At 42.0% G+C, this 22,220-nt stretch carries 26 protein-coding genes and 1 tRNA gene; 26 read left to right on the top strand and 1 reads right to left on the bottom strand.

Features of this window, described 5'->3' with window-relative positions; genetic code table 11:
- Window positions 1-7 precede the first annotated feature (7 nt).
- The 20 genes from comGA (at window position 8) to gap (ending at window position 17,255) form a co-directional block, all read left to right on the top strand.
- Window positions 8-949: a competence type IV pilus ATPase ComGA gene (comGA, locus tag HMPREF0850_RS12415; protein WP_000249592.1), complete on the top strand. Its 942-nt coding sequence runs from the start codon at window positions 8-10 to the stop codon at window positions 947-949.
- The gene (gene comGB, locus HMPREF0850_RS12410) at window positions 897-1,913 is read left to right on the top strand and encodes a competence type IV pilus assembly protein ComGB (RefSeq protein ID WP_000355373.1); all 1,017 of its coding nucleotides are present in this window, start codon (window positions 897-899) and stop codon (window positions 1,911-1,913) included. Before comGA ends, comGB begins: the two co-directional genes overlap by 53 nt.
- Before the next feature lies 1 nt (window position 1,914).
- The gene (gene comGC / locus HMPREF0850_RS12405) at window positions 1,915-2,238 is read left to right on the top strand and encodes a competence type IV pilus major pilin ComGC (RefSeq protein WP_000714348.1); all 324 of its coding nucleotides are present in this window, start codon (window positions 1,915-1,917) and stop codon (window positions 2,236-2,238) included.
- Window positions 2,201-2,635, top strand: a complete 435-nt coding sequence (gene comGD, locus HMPREF0850_RS12400) for a competence type IV pilus minor pilin ComGD (protein WP_001180052.1) — start codon at window positions 2,201-2,203, stop codon at window positions 2,633-2,635. Before comGC ends, comGD begins: the two co-directional genes overlap by 38 nt.
- Complete coding sequence (gene comGE, locus HMPREF0850_RS12395) at window positions 2,598-2,900, top strand: competence type IV pilus minor pilin ComGE (protein ID WP_000413373.1); 303 nt, start codon at window positions 2,598-2,600, stop codon at window positions 2,898-2,900. The genes comGD and comGE overlap by 38 nt, the downstream gene beginning before the upstream one ends.
- Window positions 2,863-3,324 (top strand): competence type IV pilus minor pilin ComGF, encoded by a 462-nt coding sequence (gene comGF, locus HMPREF0850_RS12390; RefSeq protein WP_000531552.1) that lies wholly within the window; start codon window positions 2,863-2,865, stop codon window positions 3,322-3,324. The genes comGE and comGF overlap by 38 nt, the downstream gene beginning before the upstream one ends.
- A complete protein-coding gene (comGG, locus tag HMPREF0850_RS12385) occupies window positions 3,302-3,727 on the top strand; it encodes a competence type IV pilus minor pilin ComGG (protein WP_000265654.1) in 426 nt (141 codons plus the stop codon). Before comGF ends, comGG begins: the two co-directional genes overlap by 23 nt.
- A 9-nt stretch (window positions 3,728-3,736) precedes the next feature.
- Window positions 3,737-4,327: a class I SAM-dependent methyltransferase gene (locus HMPREF0850_RS0103495; protein ID WP_000679771.1), complete on the top strand. Its 591-nt coding sequence runs from the start codon at window positions 3,737-3,739 to the stop codon at window positions 4,325-4,327.
- 58 nt (window positions 4,328-4,385) lie between these two features.
- Entirely contained in the window at window positions 4,386-5,339 is a 954-nt protein-coding gene (locus tag HMPREF0850_RS12380) for a class I SAM-dependent methyltransferase (protein ID WP_001008566.1), read from the top strand.
- Window positions 5,340-5,388: 49 nt separating this feature from the next.
- Complete coding sequence (locus tag HMPREF0850_RS12375) at window positions 5,389-6,579, top strand: acetate kinase (protein WP_000167782.1); 1,191 nt, start codon at window positions 5,389-5,391, stop codon at window positions 6,577-6,579.
- Window positions 6,580-6,738: 159 nt separating this feature from the next.
- A complete protein-coding gene (rnpA, locus tag HMPREF0850_RS12370) occupies window positions 6,739-7,110 on the top strand; it encodes a ribonuclease P protein component (RefSeq protein ID WP_000748125.1) in 372 nt (123 codons plus the stop codon).
- A complete protein-coding gene (locus tag HMPREF0850_RS12365) occupies window positions 7,085-7,897 on the top strand; it encodes a YidC/Oxa1 family membrane protein insertase (RefSeq protein ID WP_000728102.1) in 813 nt (270 codons plus the stop codon). The genes rnpA and HMPREF0850_RS12365 overlap by 26 nt, the downstream gene beginning before the upstream one ends.
- A 17-nt stretch (window positions 7,898-7,914) precedes the next feature.
- Window positions 7,915-8,904, top strand: coding sequence for an RNA-binding cell elongation regulator Jag/EloR (gene jag, locus HMPREF0850_RS12360; protein WP_000242598.1), 990 nt, complete (start codon window positions 7,915-7,917; stop codon window positions 8,902-8,904).
- Window positions 8,905-8,954: 50 nt separating this feature from the next.
- The gene (locus HMPREF0850_RS12355; protein WP_000969604.1) at window positions 8,955-9,578 is read left to right on the top strand and encodes a hypothetical protein; all 624 of its coding nucleotides are present in this window, start codon (window positions 8,955-8,957) and stop codon (window positions 9,576-9,578) included.
- A 117-nt stretch (window positions 9,579-9,695) separates the two neighbouring features.
- Window positions 9,696-11,672 (top strand): transketolase, encoded by a 1,977-nt coding sequence (gene tkt / locus HMPREF0850_RS12350; protein ID WP_000067905.1) that lies wholly within the window; start codon window positions 9,696-9,698, stop codon window positions 11,670-11,672.
- A 118-nt stretch (window positions 11,673-11,790) separates the two neighbouring features.
- Window positions 11,791-12,111, top strand: coding sequence for a preprotein translocase subunit YajC (gene yajC, locus HMPREF0850_RS12345; protein WP_001069049.1), 321 nt, complete (start codon window positions 11,791-11,793; stop codon window positions 12,109-12,111).
- Between the two features lie 48 nt (window positions 12,112-12,159).
- A complete protein-coding gene (locus HMPREF0850_RS12340; protein WP_009014113.1) occupies window positions 12,160-12,603 on the top strand; it encodes a low molecular weight protein-tyrosine-phosphatase in 444 nt (147 codons plus the stop codon).
- Window positions 12,590-13,003 carry an MORN repeat-containing protein gene (locus HMPREF0850_RS12335; RefSeq protein WP_000410447.1) on the top strand — a complete coding sequence of 138 codons (414 nt, stop codon included), beginning with the start codon at window positions 12,590-12,592 and terminating at the stop codon, window positions 13,001-13,003. The genes HMPREF0850_RS12340 and HMPREF0850_RS12335 overlap by 14 nt, the downstream gene beginning before the upstream one ends.
- A gap of 296 nt (window positions 13,004-13,299) precedes the next feature.
- Entirely contained in the window at window positions 13,300-15,951 is a 2,652-nt protein-coding gene (adhE, locus tag HMPREF0850_RS12330) for a bifunctional acetaldehyde-CoA/alcohol dehydrogenase (protein ID WP_000763944.1), read from the top strand.
- 293 nt (window positions 15,952-16,244) lie between these two features.
- Window positions 16,245-17,255 (top strand): type I glyceraldehyde-3-phosphate dehydrogenase, encoded by a 1,011-nt coding sequence (gene gap, locus HMPREF0850_RS12325; RefSeq protein ID WP_000260669.1) that lies wholly within the window; start codon window positions 16,245-16,247, stop codon window positions 17,253-17,255.
- Between the two features lie 66 nt (window positions 17,256-17,321).
- On the opposite strand, the gene HMPREF0850_RS12320 is transcribed toward gap, so the two are convergent.
- Complete coding sequence (locus tag HMPREF0850_RS12320) at window positions 17,322-18,197, bottom strand: RluA family pseudouridine synthase (protein ID WP_001160821.1); 876 nt, start codon at window positions 18,195-18,197, stop codon at window positions 17,322-17,324.
- Between the two features lie 86 nt (window positions 18,198-18,283).
- Here HMPREF0850_RS12320 and pbp2a point away from each other — a divergent pair, with 86 nt between their 5' ends.
- From pbp2a to HMPREF0850_RS12290, 6 genes are all read left to right on the top strand, one after another.
- On the top strand, window positions 18,284-20,479 hold the full coding sequence (pbp2a, locus tag HMPREF0850_RS12315; protein ID WP_000762657.1) for a penicillin-binding protein PBP2A: 2,196 nt from the start codon (window positions 18,284-18,286) through the stop codon (window positions 20,477-20,479).
- 52 nt (window positions 20,480-20,531) lie between these two features.
- Complete coding sequence (rpmG, locus tag HMPREF0850_RS12310) at window positions 20,532-20,684, top strand: 50S ribosomal protein L33 (protein WP_001809375.1); 153 nt, start codon at window positions 20,532-20,534, stop codon at window positions 20,682-20,684.
- 9 nt (window positions 20,685-20,693) lie between these two features.
- The gene (secE, locus tag HMPREF0850_RS12305; RefSeq protein ID WP_000505776.1) at window positions 20,694-20,870 is read left to right on the top strand and encodes a preprotein translocase subunit SecE; all 177 of its coding nucleotides are present in this window, start codon (window positions 20,694-20,696) and stop codon (window positions 20,868-20,870) included.
- Window positions 20,871-20,928: 58 nt separating this feature from the next.
- Entirely contained in the window at window positions 20,929-21,465 is a 537-nt protein-coding gene (gene nusG, locus HMPREF0850_RS12300) for a transcription termination/antitermination protein NusG (protein ID WP_000376732.1), read from the top strand.
- Window positions 21,466-21,584: 119 nt separating this feature from the next.
- Window positions 21,585-22,058 (top strand): hypothetical protein, encoded by a 474-nt coding sequence (locus tag HMPREF0850_RS12295; protein WP_001049382.1) that lies wholly within the window; start codon window positions 21,585-21,587, stop codon window positions 22,056-22,058.
- Window positions 22,059-22,130: 72 nt separating this feature from the next.
- Window positions 22,131-22,202, top strand: a tRNA-Glu gene (locus HMPREF0850_RS12290).
- The last annotated feature ends 18 nt before the right edge of the window (window positions 22,203-22,220 follow it).

The raw sequence follows: 22,220 nt of genomic DNA, 5'->3' as shown, positions 1-22,220 counted from the left end.
GGGCGGTATGGTACAAGAAATTGCACAGAAAATTATTGCGACTGCGAAAGAAAAGAAGGCTCAGGATATCTATTTTATCCCCAAGGAAAAATCCTACGAACTTCACATGCGGGTTGGAGACGAACGGTGTCTAGTTGACTCCTATGAGTTTGATGTTTTAGCTGCTGTGATTAGTCATTTTAAGTTTGTAGCGGGTATGAATGTAGGAGAGAAGAGGCGTAGTCAGCTGGGCTCTTGCGACTACCAGCATGGGGAGAAGGTGTCTTCTATGCGTTTGTCTACCGTGGGAGATTATCGGGGACATGAGAGTTTGGTTATTCGTTTGTTGCACGATGAGGAGCAGGATCTGCATTTCTGGTTTCAGGATATTGGAGAACTGGGCAAGCAGTACAGGCAACGGGGCCTCTACCTTTTTGCAGGTCCAGTCGGAAGTGGCAAGACGACGCTGATGCACGAATTGGCAAAATCCCTTTTTAAGGGACAACAAGTCATGTCCATTGAAGATCCTGTCGAGATCAAGCAGGAAGACATGCTCCAGTTGCAGTTGAATGAGGCGATTGGCTTGACCTATGAAAATCTGATTAAGCTGTCTCTTCGACATCGTCCTGACCTCTTGATTATCGGAGAAATTCGTGACAGCGAGACAGCGCGTGCAGTTGTCAGAGCCAGTTTGACAGGTGCAACAGTCTTTTCAACCATTCATGCCAAGAGTATCCGAGGTGTTTATGAACGTCTTCTGGAGTTGGGTGTGACGGAGGAGGAATTAGCAGTTGTTCTACAAGGCATCTGCTACCAGAGATTAATCGGGGGAGGAGGAATCGTTGACTTTGCAAACCAAGACTATCAAGAACATCAGCCAACCAGGTGGAATGCGCAGATTGACCAGCTTCTTAAAGATGGACATATCACAGGTCTTCAGGCTGAAACGGAAAAAATTAGCTACAGCTAAGCAGAAGAAAATCATCACCCTGTTTAACAACCTCTTTTCCAGTGGCTTTCATTTGGTAGAAATTATTTCTTTCTTGGGGAGAAGCGCCTTGCTGGAAAAGGACTATGTGGCCCAGATGCACCAGGGCCTGTCTCAGGGGAAATCTTTCTCAGAAATGATGAACAGCTTGGGCTTTTCAAGTGCTATTGTGACCCAATTATCCCTAGCTGAGGTGCACGGGAATCTTCATCTGAGTTTGGGAAAGATAGAAGAATATCTGGATAATTTAGCCAAGGTCAAGAAAAAGTTAATTGAAGTGGCGACTTATCCTTTGATTTTGCTGGGATTTCTCCTGCTAATCATGCTGGGGTTGAGAAACTACTTGCTGCCTCAACTGGACAGTAGCAATATCGCCACCCAAATCATCGGCAGTCTGCCACAAATTTTTCTGGGACTAGTGTTGGTTTGCTCTCTGTCTTTACTTTTAGCCCTCACTTTCTACAAAAGAAGTTCTAAGATGCGGGTCTTCTCTATGTTAGCACGGATTCCCTTTCTTGGAATCTTTGTCCAGACTTATCTGACAGCTTATTATGCGCGTGAATGGGGCAATATGATTTCGCAGGGAATGGAGCTGACGCAGATTTTTCAGATCATGCAGGAACAAGGCTCCCAGCTCTTTAAAGAAATCGGTCAAGAACTGGCTCAAGCCCTGCAAAATGGCCGCGAATTTTCTCAAACTATAGCGACCTATCCTTTCTTTAAAAAAGAGTTGAGTCTTATCATCGAGTATGGAGAAGTCAAGTCCAAGCTGGGGAGTGAGTTGGAAATCTATGCTGAAAAAACTTGGGAAGCCTTTTTTACCCGAGTCAACCGCACCATGAACTTAGTACAGCCACTGGTTTTTATCTTTGTGGCTCTGATTATCGTTTTACTTTATGCGGCAATGCTTATGCCCATGTATCAAAATATGGAGGTAAATTTTTAAAATGAAAAAATTCATGACAAAACTAAAAAAAGCTAAGGTTAAAGCTTTCACTTTGGTAGAAATGCTAGTCGTCCTTTTAATCATCAGCGTTCTTCTCTTGCTCTTTGTGCCCAATTTGACCAAGCAAAAGGATGCCGTAGATGACAAAGGAAAAGCTGCTGTTGTCAAGGTCGTGGAAAGCCAGGCAGAGCTCTATCGTTTAGATAAAAATGATGATGCCAGCCTCAGCAAATTACAAGCGGACAGTCGTATCACTGCTGAGCAAGCCAAAGCTTATAAAGACTACCATGCAAAACAAAAAACAAGCCAAACCGTTGCAGATTAAGGCCTTTACTATGCTGGAAAGTCTCTTGGTTTTGGGACTTGTGAGTATCCTTGCTTTGGGCTTGTCTGGCTCTGTTCAGTCCAGTTTTGCAGCGGTGGAAGAGCAGATTTTCTTTATGGAGTTTGAAGAACTCTATCGGGAAACACAAAAACGCAGTGTAGCCAGTCAGCAAAAGACCAGTCTGAACTTAGATGGGCAGACGATCAGCAATGGCAGTCAAAACTTGACCGTTCCTAACGGAATTCAGGCGCCATCAGGACAGACGATTCACTTTGACCGAGTTGGGGGCAATTCGTCCCTGGCTAAGATTGAATTTCAGACCAGTAAAGGAGCAATTCGCTATCAATTATATCTAGGAAATGGAAAAATTAAACGCATTAAGGAAACAAAAAATTAAGGCAGTGATTTTACTAGAAGCAGTAGTCGCTCTGGCTATCTTTGCCAGCATTGCGACTCTCCTTTTGGGGCAAATCCAACAAAATCGACGGTTAGAGGCGGAAATCTTGCAAAAAGAGGAAGTTCTACGAGTAGCCAAGATGGCCTTGCAGACGGGGCAAAATCAAGTGAAAGTCAATGGAGTGGAGATTCAGGTCTTTGCTAGCGAAAAAGGATTGGAGGTCTACCATGGGTCAGAGAAAATGTTGGATCTTAAAGAGCAGTAAGGTAAGAGCTTTTACTCTTTTAGAATCTCTGCTTGCCCTTATCGTCATTAGCGGTGGTTTGCTTCTCTTTCAAGCCATGAGTCAGCTCCTTATTTCAGAAGTGCGCTACCAGCAACAAAGCGAGCAAAAGGAGTGGCTCTTATTTGTGGACCAGCTAGAGGCTGAGTTAGAGCGTTCGCAGTTTAAAAAGGTGGAGGACAATCACCTCTATCTGAAACAAGACGGCAAGGATATCGCTATGGGTAAGTCCAAATCAGATGATTTTCGGAAAACCGATAGCAGTGGTCGAGGTTACCAGCCAATGGTTTATGGCCTCAAATCAGCTCAGATCACAGAGGAAAATCAACTGATTCGTTTTCGTTTCCAATTTCAAAAAGGCTTAGAAAGGGAGTTCATCTATCGTGTGGAAAAAGCAAAAAGTTAAGGCAGGTGTTCTTTTATATGCAGTCACCATGGCAGCCATTTTTAGCCTTTTGCTACAGTTTTATTTGAATCGTCAAGTTGCCCATCACAAAGGCTTTACCCTAAACAAAGAAAAGTTGGTCGCTTTTGCCATGGCCAAACGAAGCAAAGATAAGGCTGAGCAAGAAAGTGGGGAACGAGTCTTTAACCTAGGAAAAGTCACTTATCAAAATACCAAAACAGGTTTTGCAACAAGTGTTCGAATGAATAGGAGCAACTATGAATTTCTCTTTCCTTCGATGAAACCCAAGGAAAAGAAAACGGACCCTAAGGAACAATTATCTACCAACTCAAGTCAACAAACCAATCAGAAAGAAACAGACCATAAGGCAGATAAGAAAGGCAATTCAACTTCTTTGTGTTAAACTAAAAGCATGAAACACGATTTTAATCACAAAGCAGAAACCTTTGATTCGCCCAAAAACATCTTTCTTGCAAACTTGGTTTGTCAAGCAGTTGAAAAACAGATTGCTCTTCTATCAGACAAGGAAATACTGGATTTCGGTGGTGGGACAGGCCTATTAGCCTTGCCTCTAGCCAAGCAGGCCAGGTCGGTTACCCTTGTGGACATTTCGGAGAAAATGCTGGAGCAAGCCCGTTTGAAAGCAAATCAGCAAGACATCAAGAATATCCAGTTTTTGGAGCAAGATTTACTGGCAAATCCCTTGGAGCAACAATTTGACCTGATTATTGTCAGTCGGGTTCTTCATCATATGCCTGATCTAGATGCGACTCTTGCCATGTTTCACCATCATCTTAGGGAGAATGGACAGGTCCTCATTGCTGATTTTGTCAAGACAGATACCAACCACCATGGTTTTGATTTAGCTGAGTTGGAAAAACAGCTAATTGAGCATGGTTTTTCATCTGTGCATAGTCAGATTCTCTATAGCGCTGAAGACCTATTTCAAGGAAATTACGCAGAGCTCTTTTTGACTGTAGCCCAAAAATCACTCGCTCACTAAAGCAGTGGTTTTTTCTCTTCAGATGGAAAAAATAGGGGAATTTTGATAAGATAGGAATATGAATTTTGAAAAAATAGAACAAGCTTATACGTATTTATTAGAGAATGTCCAAGTCATCCAGAGTGATCTGGTGACCAACTTTTATGATGCCTTGGTAGAGCAAAATAGTATCTACCTGGATGGTGAGACCAAGCTAGAGCAGGTAAAGGAGAACAATCAAGCTCTTAAACGCTTAGCGCTTCGCAAGGAAGAGTGGCTCAAGACCTATCAGTTTCTCTTGATGAAGGCAGGACAAACTGAGCCTTTACAGGCCAATCACCAGTTTACGCCGGATGCCATTGCCCTCCTCTTGGTACTTGTTGTGGAAGAGTTGTTTGAACAAGAGGAAATTAGCATCCTCGAAATGGGTTCTGGAATGGGAATTCTGGGTGCTACTTTCTTGATATCTCTTGCTAAAAAAGTAGATTACTTGGGAATTGAAGTGGATGACTTGCTGATTGATTTGGCGGCTAGTATGGCAGATGTGATTGGTTTGCAGGCTGGTTTTGTTCAGGGTGATGCCGTTCGTCCGCAAATGCTTAAAGAAAGCGATGTGGTCATTAGCGACTTGCCTGTCGGCTATTACCCAGACGATGCCATCGCTTCACGCTATCAAGTGGCTTCTAGCCAAGAACATACCTATGCCCATCATTTGCTGATGGAGCAAGGTCTCAAGTATCTCAAGTCAGATGGCTATGCTATTTTTCTAGCTCCGAGCGACTTGTTGACCAGTCCTCAAAGTGATTTGTTAAAAGGTTGGCTCAAAGACGAAGTGAGTCTGGCTGCTATCATCGCTCTGCCAGAGGATATTTTCTCAACTGCAAGCCAAGCTAAAAGTATTTTTGTCTTACAGAAGAAAAGAGACAAGGAAATAGAACCCTTTGTCTATCCTTTGACCAGTCTGCAAGATCCAGCTGCATTAATGAAATTCAAAGAAAATTTTCAAAAATGGAGCAAAGGTACTGAAATGTAAGGTAAATTTTGTTATAATAGTTGAAAACGCTTAAAAGAGGTATCATGTTATGACTAAAACAATTGCAATCAATGCAGGAAGCTCGAGTTTGAAATGGCAACTTTACCAAATGCCAGAAGAAATAGTATTAGCGAAAGGCTTGATTGAACGTATTGGCTTGAAAGACTCTATCTCAACTGTAAAATTCGACGGCCGTTCTGAACAACAAATTCTTGATATTGAAGATCACACACAAGCTGTTAAAATTTTATTAGATGATCTGATTCGTTTTGACATCATCAAAGGTTATGATGAAATAACTGGTGTTGGGCACCGTGTTGTGGCTGGTGGTGAATATTTCAAAGAGTCAACCTTGGTAGAGGGAGATGTTTTGGAAAAGGTTGAAGAGTTGGGACTTTTGGCTCCTCTTCACAATCCAGCCAACGCGGCAGGAATTCGTGCCTTCAAGGAATTGCTTCCAGATATTACCAGCGTTGTTGTTTTTGATACATCATTCCATACAACCATGCCAGAGAAAGCCTATCGTTACCCTCTTCCAAACAAATACTACACTGAAAATAAAGTTCGTAAGTATGGTGCCCATGGGACAAGTCATCAGTTTGTGGCGGGAGAAGCAGCAAAAATTTTGGGTCGACCACTAGAAGAGTTGAAATTGATTACTTGTCATATTGGAAATGGTGGTTCTATTACAGCTGTCAAAGGCGGTCAGTCTGTTGATACATCCATGGGATTCACTCCACTTGGTGGTATTATGATGGGGACTCGTACAGGTGATATTGATCCGGCAATTATTCCCTATTTAATGCAACATACAGATGACTTTAATACACCAGAGGATATCAGTCGAATTCTCAATCGTGAGTCAGGACTTTTGGGTGTTTCTGAGAGATCAAGCGATATGCGTGATATTCACGAAGCTATGCGTGCGGGTGATGAGAAAGCGCAGCTGGCAAATGAGATTTTTGTGGATCGTATTCAAAAGTATATTGGTCAGTATTTGGCAGTTTTGAACGGTGCAGATGCCATTATCTTTACAGCTGGAATTGGAGAAAATTCTGTAACGATTCGTCAGATGGTTATTGAAGGCATTTCTTGGTTTGGCTGTGATGTGGATCCTGAAAAGAATGTCTTTGGAGCGACAGGTGATATCTCAACAGAAGCTGCTAAAGTTCGTGTCTTGGTTATCCCAACTGATGAAGAATTGGTTATCGCTCGTGATGTTGAACGCTTGAAAAAGTAAGATGAACTGAATAAAATTACAAGATAAGATACAATAAAAAGGAGTTGGGAGATAAATTTTCCCAACTTTTTGTTGTTAAAACAGTCTAAAACCTTGTCATTATTGGCTTTTTTGAAATTTATGGTATAATAGTAGTAATTTAATAGATGGAGTGGAGTTTTGAAGAAAAGCTTTCGTGTAAAAAGAGAGAAAGATTTTAATGCTATTTTCACGGATGGAACAAGTTTTGCCAATCGCAAATTTGTTGTCTACCAATTGGAAAATCAGAAAAGTCATTTTCGAGTAGGACTGTCCGTCAGCAAAAAGCTGGGGAATGCAGTCACTAGAAATCAAATTAAAAGACGGATTCGACACATTTTGCTAAGTGTAAGGGAGCAGTTAGCTGATAACGTTGATTTTGTCGTGATTGCTCGAAAAGGGGTTGAAGGATTGGATTATGCAGAAATGGAGAAAAATCTACTCCACGTATTAAAGTTATCAAAGATTTACCGGGAAGGAATTAGGAGTGAAAAAGAAACTACAGTTGACTAGTTTGCTGGGCTTGTCCTTATTTGTCATGACAGCCTGTGGGACAAGCGATGTTGCAGCAGATTCTACAGATATATGGAGTAAATTTGTCTATTTTTTTGCTGAAATCATCCGCTTCTTGTCCTTTGACGTTAGTATCGGAGTGGGGATTATCCTCTTTACGATCCTGATTCGTACGATTCTATTGCCAGTCTTTCAGACTCAGATGGTGGCCTCTAGAAAAATGCAAGAGGCTCAACCACGCATCAAGGCTCTGCAAGAACAATATCCAGGTCGTGATATGGAAAGTAGAACCAAGCTGGATCAGGAGATGCGGAAGGTCTATAAAGAATTAGGGGTCAAACACTCTTCTTCTCTCTGGCCGATTTTGATTCAAATGCCGGTTCTCTTGGCTCTCTTCCAAGCCTTGACTCGAGTAGACTTTTTGAAAACAGGGCATTTTTTGTGGGTGAACCTTGGGGGAGTAGACACAAGCTTTATCCTTCCGATTTTGGCGGCAGTCTTTACCTTCTTAAGCAGTTGGTTATCGAATAAGGCTTTGCCTGAAAGAAGTGGAGCTATGACAGGGATGATGTACGGGATGCCTGTACTGATCTTTATCTTTGCCATCTCTTCACCTAGTGGCGTAGCCTTGTACTGGGCAGTATCCAATGCTTATCAAGTTTTGCAAACCTACTTCTTAAATAATCCTTTTAAGATTATTGCAGCGCGTGAGGCGGAAGTACAAGCTAAAAAAGATTTGGAAAATAGAAAAAGAAAAGCCAAGAAAAAGGCTCAGAAAACGAAATAATAAGGAGGAATCTGATAATGGTATTATTTACAGGTTCAACTGTTGAAGAAGCAATCCAGAAAGGATTGAAAGAGTTAGGTATTCCGAGAATGAAGACTCACATCAAGGTCGTGTCCAAAGAGAAGAAAGGTTTTTTAGGCTTATTTGGGAAAAAACCAGCTCAAGTTGATATTGAGGCGATTAGTGAGACGACTGTGATTAAGGCCAATCAACAAGCTGTAAAAGGTGTTCCGAAAGAAATCAATGAACAAAACGAACCTGTTAAGACAGTAACAGAGGCGACAGTTGATCTTGGTCATGTTGTTGAGGCGATTAAAAAAATAGAAGAGGAAGGTCAAGGTGTTTCTGACGAAGTCAAGGCTGAAATCTTAAAAAATGAGAAACACGCTAGCACGATCTTAGAAGAAACAGGTCACATCGCGATTTTAAATGAATTGCAGACAGGAGATGCTGGAGTGGAAGCCCCAGCAGAGTGTGAAGAATTTGTATCTATGTCAGAATCGGTAGAAAGCCAGTCTTTGGAAGATCTAGGCTTGAAGGTGGAGCCGAGTTATGACATCGAACAAGTAGCAGCTCAAGTGGCTAACTATGTTCAAACCATTGTGGATGATATGGATGTTGAAGGGACGATTTCAAGCGACTATAATCGCCGCACCATCAATCTTCAAATTGACACAAATGAACCAGGTCGTATTATCGGCTACCACGGAAAAGTATTGAAAGCACTTCAGCTTTTGGCACAAAACTACCTCTACAATCGCTATTCGAGAACTTTCTATATCACAATCAACGTCAATGATTACGTTGAACACCGTGCAGAAGTCTTGCAAACCTATGCACAAAAATTGGCGACTCGCGTTCTAGAAGAAGGTCGAAGCCAACAAACAGATCCAATGTCGAATAGCGAACGCAAGATTATTCATCGCATTATTTCACGCATGGATGGCGTGACGAGTTATTCTGAGGGTGATGAGCCAAATCGCTATGTTGTCGTAGATGCAGAATAAACAAAATCAGGCTTGTCCTGATTTTTTGTTAGAAAAAGGAGAAGAAACAGATGATGGAAGCAATCAGGAACTGTCTATCTTATGCAGGTATCCAATATCGTCATCCAGATAAGGCTGGTGATGAGCGAGAGAAGATGCTGGCGTTGCGCCACAAAGGGCAGGAGGCTCGCAAGGCTTTTACGGGCTTAGCCAAGGCCTTCCAAGAAAAGCATCCAGAATGGCAACTGCAACAGACTAGTCAGTGGATGAACCAAGCGCAACGCTTGCGGCCGCATTTCTGGGCCTATCTTCAGAGAGACGGACAAGTGACAGAACCTATGATGGCTCTTCGTTTGTATGGAACACCTGCTGACTTTGGGATTTCTTTGGAAGTCAGTTTCATCGAGCGCAAGAAAGATGAGCAGACTCTGGGCAAACAAGCCAAGATTTTAGAGCTTCCAGTGGTTGAAAGAATTTATTATCTAGTCTACTCAAATGGAGAAAGTCATAAGGTAGAAGCCACAGAAGAAGATCGTCTGCTCTTACGCGAGAAGGTGCAATGTCAGGAAATTCGTAAAGTTTTGGTCAAGTCAGATATTTCTTTCTTAGAAGATCAGCCATTAGAAGCAATTTTAGAAAAGTTAGAAGATGCTTATTCTCGCCTACTTCCTTACTATGAGGTGACGAGGGGATAGAAAATCAAATGTGTTAGATGAACGCAAATTGTTTTATTGCTATTCTATGCATTTTTTCATATAATAGTAAAATAGAATGTGTGAACTACTAATCGTCTCAAAGAGAAAGGAAATTCTATGTCAAATCTATCTGTTAATGCAATTCGTTTTCTAGGTATTGACGCCATCAACAAAGCAAACTCAGGTCACCCAGGGGTGGTTATGGGAGCGGCTCCAATGGCCTATAGCCTCTTTACAAAGCAACTTCGTATCAATCCTGCTCAACCAAACTGGATCAACCGCGACCGCTTTATTCTTTCAGCAGGTCACGGCTCTATGCTTCTTTATGCCCTTCTTCACCTTTCTGGTTTTGAAGATGTTAGCATGGATGAAGTCAAGAACTTCCGTCAATGGGGTTCAAAAACACCAGGTCACCCAGAATTTGGGCATACAGCAGGGGTTGATGCGACAACTGGTCCTCTAGGGCAAGGGATTTCGACTGCCACTGGTTTTGCCCAAGCAGAACGTTTCCTTGCAGCCAAATATAACCGCGAAGGCTATAATATCTTTGACCACTATACTTATGTGATCTGTGGCGACGGAGACTTGATGGAAGGTGTCTCAAGTGAGGCGGCTTCATACGCAGGTTTGCAAAAACTTGACAAGTTGGTGGTTCTTTATGATTCAAATGACATCAACTTGGATGGTGAGACAAAGGATTCTTTCACTGAAAGTGTTCGTGACCGTTACAACGCCTACGGTTGGCATACAGCCTTGGTTGAAGATGGAACAGACTTGGAAGCAATCCATGCTGCTATCGAAGCAGCCAAAGCTTCAGGAAAACCATCTTTGATTGAAGTGAAGACTGTTATTGGATACGGTTCTCCAAACAAACAAGGAACTAATGCTGTACACGGTGCTCCTCTTGGAGCAGATGAAACTGCGGCTACTCGCCAAGCGCTCGGTTGGGACTATGAACCATTTGAAATTCCAGCTGAAGTTTATGCTGATTTTAAAGAAAATGTTGCAGACCGTGGTGCATCAGCTTATCAAGCTTGGACAAAACTAGTTGCTGATTATAAAGAAGCTTATCCAGAACTTGCAGCAGAAGTAGAAGCCATCATTGACGGACGTGATCCAGTTGAAGTGACTCCAGCAGACTTCCCAGCCTTAGAAAATGGCTTCTCTCAAGCAACTCGTAATTCGAGCCAAGATGCTTTGAACGTTGTGGCAGCTAAGTTGCCAACTTTCCTAGGTGGATCAGCTGACCTAGCTCACTCAAACATGACTTACATCAAAACAGATGGACTTCAAGACGATGCCAATCGCTTGAATCGAAACATTCAGTTTGGTGTTCGTGAATTTGCAATGGGAACGATCTTGAACGGGATGGCCCTTCATGGTGGACTTCGTGTTTACGGCGGGACTTTCTTCGTATTTTCTGACTATCTCAAGGCTGCCGTTCGTTTATCAGCTTTACAGGGTCTTCCTGTGACCTATGTCTTCACCCATGACTCTATTGCGGTTGGTGAAGATGGTCCAACTCACGAACCAGTTGAACACTTAGCAGGTCTTCGTGCGATGCCAAATCTGAATGTTTTCCGTCCAGCAGATGCGCGTGAAACTCAAGCAGCTTGGTACCTTGCAGTGACAAGTGAGAAAACACCAACTGCTCTTGTCTTGACACGTCAAAACTTGACTGTTGAAGAGGGAACAGACTTCGACAAAGTTGCAAAAGGTGCTTATGTTGTCTATGAAAATGCAGCTGACTTTGATACCATCTTGATTGCAACAGGTTCTGAGGTCAATCTGGCTGTTTCAGCTGCCAAAGAATTGGCTAGTCAAGGTGCAAAAGTCCGCGTAGTCAGCATGCCATCTACAGATGTCTTTGACGCACAAGACACAGCTTATAAGGAAGAAATCCTTCCAAATGCAGTTCGCCGTCGTGTTGCAGTCGAAATGGGTGCAACTCAAAACTGGTACAAATATGTCGGTCTAGATGGTGCAGTTCTCGGTATTGATACCTTTGGAGCATCTGCCCCAGCACCAAAAGTATTGGCAGAGTATGGATTTACTGTGGAAAATCTAGTCAAAGTAGTTCAAAACTTGAAATAATCGCAGAAATCAGAGTGAAAACTCTGATTTTTTTATTGGCATAAAAACAAGGCACAACCTTGTAAAAGTAGTTGAAATTTGATATAGTAGTCCTATGTAAAATACAAAGGAGAAAACAATGAATCCAAATATTACTTTTTTAATCATGTTAGTAGCAATGATGGCCTTGATGTTCTTTATGCAACGTTCTCAAAAGAAACAAGCTCAAAAGCGTATGGAAAGCTTGAACAAGCTTCAAAAAGGATATGAAGTCATTACAATTGGTGGACTTTATGGTACCGTTGATGAAGTAGATACTGAGAAACGAACAATCGTACTAGACGTAGATGGTGTTTATTTGACTTTTGAATTAGCTGCCATCAAGACAGTGTTGCCACTAAAAGAAGCTGTGACACCAGAGGGAGCAGTTATCGACGAAAGCGGAGCAATCGAAGAATAAAACGGGATCCTATCACTCCCGTTTTTCTATGATATGAGAGGAAAAGGGATGAAAAAAATAGTATTTGTGTGCTTAGGAAATATCTGTCGCAGCCCTATGGCAGAGTTTGTGATGAAATCCATGACGAGCAATTACCAAGTCGAGAGTCGTGCAACTTCGTCTTGGGAACATGGTAATCCGATTCATAAGGGAACGCAAGGGATTTTCCAGCAGTATCAGATTCCTTATGACAAAGACAAAACATCGCTTCAAATTGGCAGAGAAGACTTTGAGTCGTTTGATTATATTATCGGTATGGATGCTTCAAATGTTTCTGATTTGCGTCAAATGTGTCCTCAGGAATTCCAGCATAAAATCTACTCTTTTGCATCTGAAAGTGTTCCAGATCCTTGGTATACAGGAGATTTTGAGGAAACCTATGCTCGTATCACAAGTGGATGTCAAAGCTGGCTAGATCGATTAGAAAATGAGAGTGACAATGGAAAAGTTTAAAGAAATCTTTGAAAAATATCGAGTTTATCTAACTCGCCCGCGTATAGAGATTGCAACAGTCTTTCTAATCGCTATCTGTGCCGTGTCAGTTTTTCTATTAAACACACCTAAACAGGGTGTTCTGACACTTGATAATGGTGCACTTGTTTATGATGGAACCGTGGTAAGAGGAAAGATGAATGGTCAAGGAACCCTGACCTTTGAAAATGGTGATCAATATACAGGTGATTTCAATAATGGAGCCTTTAATGGAAAAGGGACTTTCCAATCAAAAGATGGCTGGAAATATGAAGGCGATTTTGTAAATGGCCAGGCTGAAGGTCAAGGGAAGTTGACTACCGAGCAGGAAGTTGTCTATGAAGGCAGCTTTAAACAAGGCGTCTTTCAACAAAAACAATAGTCTCCAGATTAGGGGGCTATTCTCAAAAACGGAAAAGAAAGCGCTTTCTGAAAATGGAGTCGATGTCTGATTATCAACGAGAAAAAACTTTGTGAAATAAAAAAATATTTTTCATAATTTCACAATCATCCAGACAAAACTCTATTGCGCAGGTGTATTGAGAAAAAGTTCACAATCTCATAAAATTTCTTTGTGAAATGCTTATGAAACGGTTTACAAAGTCTTGAAAAAGAGTTATAATAAAATTGTGAAAAAATTAACAAAGGATTAAATCCTTGAAGGCTATGGAGGACAATATGGCTGATAAAAAAACGTTAACACCTGAGGAAAAACAACTCGCTGCTGAAAAGCATGTCGACGGGTTAGTGAAAAAAGCCTTGGTTGCGCTTGATGAAATGCGCAAGTTGAATCAAGAGCAAGTTGACTACATCGTAGCGAAAGCTTCAGTTGCAGCTCTTGATGCGCACGGAATTCTTGCTCAACATGCAGTTGAAGAAACTGGTCGTGGTGTATTTGAAGACAAGGCTACAAAAAACCTTTTTGCCTGTGAACACGTAGTGAATAATATGCGTGGTGTTAAAACTGTCGGTGTTATCGAAGATGATCCAGTTACAGGCTTGACTAAAATTGCAGAACCTGTCGGTGTAGTGTGTGGTGTCACTCCAACAACGAACCCAACATCAACAGCTATTTTCAAATCATTGATTGCTTTGAAAACACGTAACCCAATCGTTTTCGCTTTCCACCCATCAGCTCAAGAGTCTTCTGCTCACGCAGCACAAATCGTTCGTGATGCAGCTATCGCGGCTGGAGCACCTGAAAACTGTGTTCAATGGATTACAGAACCATCTATGGAAGCAACTGGAGCGCTTATGAACCACGAAGGTGTTGCAACTATCCTTGCAACTGGTGGTAATGCCATGGTTAAGGCGGCTTACTCATGTGGGAAACCAGCTCTTGGGGTAGGTGCCGGAAACGTTCCTGCCTATGTAGAAAAATCTGCCGACCTCCGTCAAGCTGCTCACGACATCGTCATGTCTAAATCATTTGATAATGGTATGGTCTGTGCATCGGAGCAAGCGGTTATCATTGATAAAGAAGTGTATGATGAATTTGTAGAAGAATTCAAATCATACCACACTTACTTTGTAAACAAAAAAGAAAAAGCCCTTCTTGAAGAATTCTGTTTCGGTGTGAAAGCCAACAGCAAGAACTGTGCAGGCGCTAAACTAAATGCAAACATCGTTGGTAAACCAGCAGCATGGATTGCAGAACAAGCAGGATTCAGCGTTCCAGAAGGAACAAACATCTTGGCTGCAGAATGTGCAGAAGTAGGACCAAAAGAACCATTGACTCGTGAAAAATTGTCACCAGTTATCGCTGTCCTAAAAGCTGAAGATACAGAAGACGGTCTTACAAAAGCTCGTCAAATGGTTGAGTTTAACGGACTTGGTCACTCAGCAGCCATCCATACAAAAGACGAAGCTCTTGCTAAACGCTTTGGTACAGAAATCAAAGCTATGCGTATTATCTGGAACTCTCCATCTACTTTCGGTGGTATCGGTGACGTATACAATGCCTTCATTCCATCATTGACACTTGGATGTGGTTCATATGGACACAACTCAGTCGGTGATAACGTAAGTGCGATCAACCTTCTAAACATCAAGAAAGTAGGGAAACGTAGAAATAATATGCAATGGTTTAAAGTTCCTTCAAAAATTTACTTCGAACGCAATTCTATCCAATACCTTCAAACATGTGAAGATATTGAACGCGTTATGATTGTTACAGACAAATCTATCGAAAAACTTGGCTTTGTTCAACGTGTTATTGATCAATTGAACGCACGTAGCAATCGTGTAACTATCCAAGTATTCTCAGATGTTGAACCAGATCCAGACATCACAACTGTAGAACGTGGTGCTGAAGTGATGAAAGCATTTGAACCAGATACAATCATCGCTCTTGGTGGTGGTTCTCCAATGGACGCGGCCAAAGTAATGTGGCTCTTCTACGAACAACCAGAAATCGACTTCCGTGACTTGGTTCAAAAATTCATGGATATCCGTAAACGTGCCTTCCGCTTCCCATCACTTGGTAAGAAAGCGAAGTACATCGGTATCCCAACAACTTCAGGTACAGGTTCAGAAGTAACACCATTTGCCGTTATCTCTGATAAGAAAAACAACCGCAAATACCCATTGGCTGACTACTCATTGACACCAACGATTGCGATTGTTGACCCTGCTTTGGTTGAATCAGTTCCAGACTTCATCGCAGCTGACACAGGTATGGACGTCTTGACTCACGCGACTGAAGCCTACACTTCAAACTTTGCCAACGACTACACAGACGGTATTGCGCTTCAAACAATCAAACTTGTCTTTGAATGGTTGGAAAAATCAGTTAAGACAGCTGATCCAGAAGCTCGTGAGAAAATGCATAATGCGTCTACAATGGCTGGTATGGCCTTCGCCAATGCCTTCCTTGGTATGAGCCACTCAATGGCCCACAAGATTGGTGGTGTTCACCATACTGTTCACGGACGTACAAACGCAATCTTGCTTCCATACGTTATCCGTTACAACGGTACTCGCCCATCTAAGACAACTACATGGCCTAAGTACAACTACTGGAAAGCTGATGAGAAATTCCAAGACATCGCGAAAATGCTTGGATTGCCTCACTCAACTCCAGAAGAAGCGGTTGAAGCTTATGCCAAAGCAGTTTACGATCTTGGTGAAGCAGTCGGAATTACAATGAACTTCAAAGGCTTTGGAATCGATGAAAAAGCTTGGAAAGACAGCTTGCATGAAATTGCATTGCTTGCTTATGAAGACCAATGTTCACCTGCTAACCCACGCTTGCCAATGGTAGCTGACATGGAAGAAATCATGGCAGATGCTTACTATGGTTATGCAGAACGTCCAGGACGTCGTAAATAATCGTTTATCAGCCTAGAGACAGGAGAAATCCTGTCTCTTTTCATAGTCCTATTTCTGAAGTTAGAGTTGAACTATGAGAAGATTATGCGGATAGGATAGAAGGTCTTAGAAATAAAAGCTTGGGTGAATGAAGGGGATTGAAAAGTAGAAAAGCAAGAGAGAAAAACAACGCCCGTACTTGCAATTCTACTTAAATAGTTATATAATAATAATGTTGAAAGGTGATTTGTAGTGATTCAAGTTACTCTTTTCACAATAAAATTTTCAGGATTTTCATAAGGAGGAAATCACTAATGGTAGTTAAAGTTGGTATTAACGGTTTCGGACGTATCGGTCGTCTTGCTTTCCGCCGCATCCAAAACGTAGAAGGTGTTGAAGTTACTCGCATCAACGACCTTACAGATCCAGTTATGCTTGCACACTTGTTGAAATACGACACAACTCAAGGTCGTTTCGACGGTACTGTAGAAGTTAAAGAAGGTGGATTTGAAGTTAACGGTAAATTCATCCGTGTTTCTGCTGAACGTGATCCAGAACAAATCGACTGGGCTACTGACGGTGTAGAAATCGTTCTTGAAGCAACTGGTTTCTTTGCTAAGAAAGCAGCGGCTGAAAAACACTTGCACGCTGGCGGAGCTAAAAAAGTTGTTATCACTGCTCCTGGTGGAAACGATGTTAAAACAGTTGTATTCAACACTAACCACGACGTTCTTGACGGTACTGAAACAGTTATCTCAGGTGCTTCATGTACTACAAACTGCTTGGCTCCAATGGCTAAAGCTCTTCAAGACAACTTCGGTGTTGTAGAAGGATTGATGACAACTATCCACGCTTACACTGGTGACCAAATGATCCTTGACGGACCACACCGTGGTGGTGACCTTCGCCGTGCTCGTGCTGGTGCTGCAAACATCGTTCCTAACTCAACTGGTGCTGCTAAAGCTATCGGTCTTGTAATCCCAGAATTGAACGGTAAACTTGACGGATCTGCACAACGCGTTCCAACTCCAACTGGATCAGTTACTGAATTGGTAGCAGTTCTTGAAAAGAACGTTACTGTTGATGAAGTAAACGCAGCTATGAAAGCAGCAGCTAACGAATCATACGGTTACACAGAAGATCCAATCGTATCTTCAGATATCGTAGGTATGTCTTACGGTTCATTGTTTGACGCAACTCAAACTAAAGTTCTTGACGTTGACGGTAAACAATTGGTTAAAGTTGTATCATGGTACGATAACGAAATGTCATACACTGCACAACTTGTACGTACTCTTGAATACTTTGCAAAAATCGCTAAATAATTCTTGAGTCAATAAAAGCAAGGCCTTCTGGTCTTGCTTTTTTGTATAGAAAAATGGATGATAGTGTCATCCATTTTGTTTTAATTCTGTTTCGAAAGTATCCGAGAGGGCGGTAAAACTCAATTTTTCTAAGGTGAGTGGATGGGTAAAGGATAGTCGGAAGGCATGGAGCATCAGCCGGCCTGCTTTTGATCTAGAGTTATAGAGAGGGTCGCCTAGGATAGGGTGTTTATGATGAGAGAGGTGAACACGGATTTGATGCGTTCGGCCTGTCTTTAGCTTGCAACGAACAAGAGAAGTCTTATTAAGAAATTGTTTTAATCGTCTTACCTGAGTTTCAGCATATTGCCCACTTTTGGCGTCCACCACTCGTTTTCGGCGATCATGACGATCGCGACCGATTTTATCTCGGAAGATAAGTTCTTTACTCCCTACTTGCCCCTCTACGAGTGCCCAGTACTCACGAGCGATTTCCTTTTTCTCCAATAAACGATTGAGAATGGGTAGGATAAAAGGATTTTTGGCGAAAAGTACTAAACCGCTTGTTTCCATATCCAGACGATGAACGACATAACAGGTTTGGCCAACGTAGGCGCTGACATGATTGAGAAGGGCGATTTCATCTGGTTGATTTCCGTGAGTTTTCATTCCTTCGGGCTTGTTGACGATAATGAGATGTTGGTCTTGATAAATCTCTTGAACGAGGTCTGGATTGCCCCAAAGGATTTCTTTTTTGGGATAATCTTCCTCGTCAAAAGTCAACTGACAAATGTCACCTGGTTTGACCATCTCGTTCCAGTGCACTTCTTTGTGATTAATTAAGATGTTCTTCTTGATTCTCAAAAAATGGCGGATTTTTCTAGGGATGAGGAGTTGCTCCTCTAGAAAATGTTTGACCGTCATTTGAGGCAAGGATTCGGGTAATGTAAATGTGAATTGCATACAGATATTGTAACAAAAAAAGCCCTATTTGGATAGGGAGTAGCTAAATTCTTGAGTTCCTATGGTGAAGATGATAAAATAAACGCATGAAATTAGATAAATTATTAGAGAAGTTTCTTTCTCTCTTTAAAAAAGAAACGAATGAATCAGCGGGATCTGATTCGACTAGCATGCGTCGTTCACGGAGCGATAGAAAAAAATTGTCCCAAGTAGGCCCAATTCGGAAATTTTGGCGCCGTTATCATCTGACAAAGATTGTCATCATTTTAGGGTTAAGTGCTGGTTTGCTAGTAGGAACCTACCTATTTGCGATAGCCAAGTCTACCAATGTCAATGACTTGCAAAATGCCCTGAAAACGCGAACTCTGATTTTTGACCGCGAAGAAAAAGAGGCAGGAGCCCTATCAGGTCAAAAGGGAACCTATGTTGAGTTGACAGATATCAGCAAAGACTTGCAGAATGCTGTCGTTGCGACAGAGGATCGTTCCTTCTATAAAAATGACGGGATTAACTATGGTCGTTTCTTCTTAGCTATTGTCACAGCAGGTCGTTCTGGAGGCGGTTCTACCATCACTCAACAGTTGGCAAAAAATGCCTATTTGTCTCAGGACCAAACCGTTGAACGGAAGGCCAAGGAGTTTTTCCTCGCATTAGAGTTGACAAAGAAATACAGCAAGGAGCAAATCCTTACTATGTACCTCAATAACGCCTACTTTGGAAATGGGGTATGGGGTGTTGAAGATGCAAGTAAGAAATATTTCGGTGTACCGGCTTCACAACTATCGCTTGATCAGGCGGCCACTCTAGCAGGGATGCTCAAGGGACCAGAATTGTATAATCCATTAAATTCTGTTGAGACTTCGACCAACCGTAGGGACACTGTTTTGCAAAATATGGTTGCAGCGGGCTATATTGATAAAAATCAAGAGACCGAAGCGGCTGGAGTAGATATGGCTTCTCAACTGCAAGATAAGTATGAGGGAAAGATCTCTGATTATCGTTACCCATCTTATTTTGACGCAGTAGTCAACGAAGCAGTATCCAAGTACAATCTAACAGAAGAAGAGATTGTCAACAACGGCTATCGAATCTATACGGAACTTGACCAAAACTATCAAGCAAACATGCAGGTTATTTATGAAAACACTTCGCTATTTCCAACGGCAGAAGACGGAACGCATGCTGAATCAGGTAGTGTTGCTCTAGAGCCTAAAACAGGTGGGGTGCGTGGAGTTGTCGGTCGCGTAGCTGGTGATGACAAATCAGGATTCCGTAATTTCAACTATGCTACTCAGTCTAAGCGTAGCCCGGGTTCAACTATCAAACCTTTAGTGGTTTATACTCCAGCTGTGGAAGCCGGATGGGCTCTGAACAAGCAACTGGACAACCATACCATGCAGTACAACAGTTATCAAGTAGACAACTATGCAGGTATTAAGACATCTCCAGAAGTACCTATGTATCAGGCCTTGGCAGAATCACTCAACCTACCAGCTGTTGCGACTGTAAATGAATTAGGTATTGACAAAGCTTTTGACGCTGGGGAGAGATTTGGCCTGAATATGGAAAAAGTTGACCGAGTTCTTGGAGTTGCTCTTGGTGGAGGTGTGGAGACGAATCCTCTCCAGATGGCGCAAGCCTATGCAGCCTTTGCTAATGAAGGTCTGATGCCTGAAGCCCATTTTATTACTCGTATTGAAAATGCCAGTGGGCAAGTCATCAAGAGTCATGCAAACTCTCAAAAACGCGTGCTAGATAAGTCAGTAGCTGATAAAATGACCAGTATGATGTTGGGTACTTTTACAAATGGTACAGGAATTAGTTCGTCGCCAGCAGATTATGTCATGGCTGGAAAGACAGGTACTACTGAGGCTGCTTTTAATTCAGTATATACTAGTGACCAGTGGGTGATTGGTTATACTCCGGATGTTATAATCAGCCACTGGCTCGGCTTCCCAACAACAGATGAGAATCATTATCTAGCAGGGTCGACCTCCAATGGAGCAGCCCATGTCTTTAGAAGTATGGCTAATACCATTTTGCCTTACACTCCAGGTAGCACTTTTACAGTTGAGAATGCCTATAAGCAGAATGGCATTGCGCCAGAAAATACTAAAAAACAAGCTATTGAAAATGAGACAAACCAGTCCGAGGATCCGCTAGGAGATATTCGTAGTCGTGCTCAAAATCTTGTAGACGAAGCGGGACGTGCGATTTCGAATGCAAAGATAAAAGAAAAAGCTCAGACAATCTGGGACTCTTTCGTCAATCTCTTTCGTTAAGAGTCTTGTCAAAGCCTAGGTTTCTTGTTATAATAGATAAGATGGAGGCGTTATGGCACTAAAAAAAGCAAGCCTAGCTTGTGCAGTTTGCGGTTCAAGAAATTATTCGATTAAAATTAGTGGGAACCCCAAGCCAACACGACTAGAAGTAAATAAATTTTGTAAACATTGTGGAAAATATACGACACATAGAGAAACGAGATAGGAGAGAACGATGGGCTTTATTAAGGATATTTTTAAACTTCTTAAAGAAACAACATGGCCGACTCGCAAAGAAAGCTGGAGAGATTTTCGCTCTATTATGGAATACACAGCCTTCTTTGTGGTCATCATTTACATTTTTGACCAGTTGATTGTATCAGGTCTGATTCGATTTATTAACATTTTTTAGAAGAAAAGTGGAGAAGTTCTGCTAACTTTCTTCTATCATATGTATGAAAGGAAATATCATGGATAGTTTTGACAAGGGATGGTTTGTTCTACAAACTTATTCTGGCTATGAAAATAAGGTAAAAGAAAATCTATTGCAACGTGCGCAAACATATAACATGTTGGATAATATTCTACGTGTTGAGATTCCAACACAAACCGTGCAAGTTGAGAAAAATGGAAAGAAAAAGGAAGTCGAAGAGAATCGCTTTCCAGGTTATGTCCTTGTAGAAATGGTCATGACCGATGAAGCGTGGTTCGTTGTTCGAAACACACCTAACGTAACAGGATTCGTCGGCTCACACGGTAACAGATCAAAACCAACTCCGCTATTGGAACAGGAAATCCGTGATATTCTGGTTTCTATGGGACAAACCGTTCAAGAGTTTGATATTGACGTTGAAGTCGGCCAGACAGTCCGCATCATTGATGGCGCTTTTGCAGACTATACAGGTAAAATTACTGAAATTGATAACAACAAAGTGAAGATGATTATCTCTATGTTTGGTAATGACACGATTGCAGAAGTGAATCTCAACCAAATTGCAGAATTATAACCCAGAGAGGCAGGGCCTCTCTTTTTGTATGCAGTTGAGGTAGCGAGAAGTACAGAATAGAGAAAGTAGACTCAGGGGCTCGCGCATTTTGTTAAACTAAATGCAGAAAGGAGAGGTCTATGAATCTGAAAGAACTATACGAAGAAAGCAAGGGGATTGTCCATAAGTGCCGCAAAGAATACCATTTACATCTGTGGGAGAAAGAGGACTGGGACCAGGAGGGGATGATGTGCCTGTATGAGCTAGTGAACCAGCATCCAGAGTTACTAGAGGGCGAGCGCCGTCAACTATATGTCTGCTTTAAAACCAAATTCCGCAATCGCATCCTAGACTACATCCGTAAACAGGAAAGTCACAAGCGCCGTTTCGACAAAGAGCCTTATGAGGAGGTGAGCGAAATCAGTCATCGCCTAGGAGAAAAAGGCCTGAGACTGGATGATTACTATCTCTTTCATGAGCTTCTAAAGAATTACAAGGCAAGTCAGGGGAAAGAAAAACAAGAACAACTAGAACGTCTGATGGGAGGAGAATGTTTCAAAGGACGCAAGGCACTTCTAGGAGAATTAAGAGTGGTATTGAGTGATTTTAGATAAACTGAAAATAGGCAAAAAATCCCTTGACAAAGTTTGAAAAGTAGGTATAATAGAAAGAGTTGAAAAACTCAAGGTCCGTTGGTCAAGGGGTTAAGACACCGCCTTTTCACGGCGGTAACACGGGTTCGAATCCCGTACGGACTATGTGTGTATCGCAGGGAC

The sequence above is a fragment of the Streptococcus sp. M143 genome, from assembly GCF_000162495.1.
Taxonomy (GTDB): domain Bacteria; phylum Bacillota; class Bacilli; order Lactobacillales; family Streptococcaceae; genus Streptococcus; species Streptococcus dentisani.
Note: the sequence above shows the minus strand (reverse complement) of the source record. Positions and strands in the feature narration are given on the sequence as shown.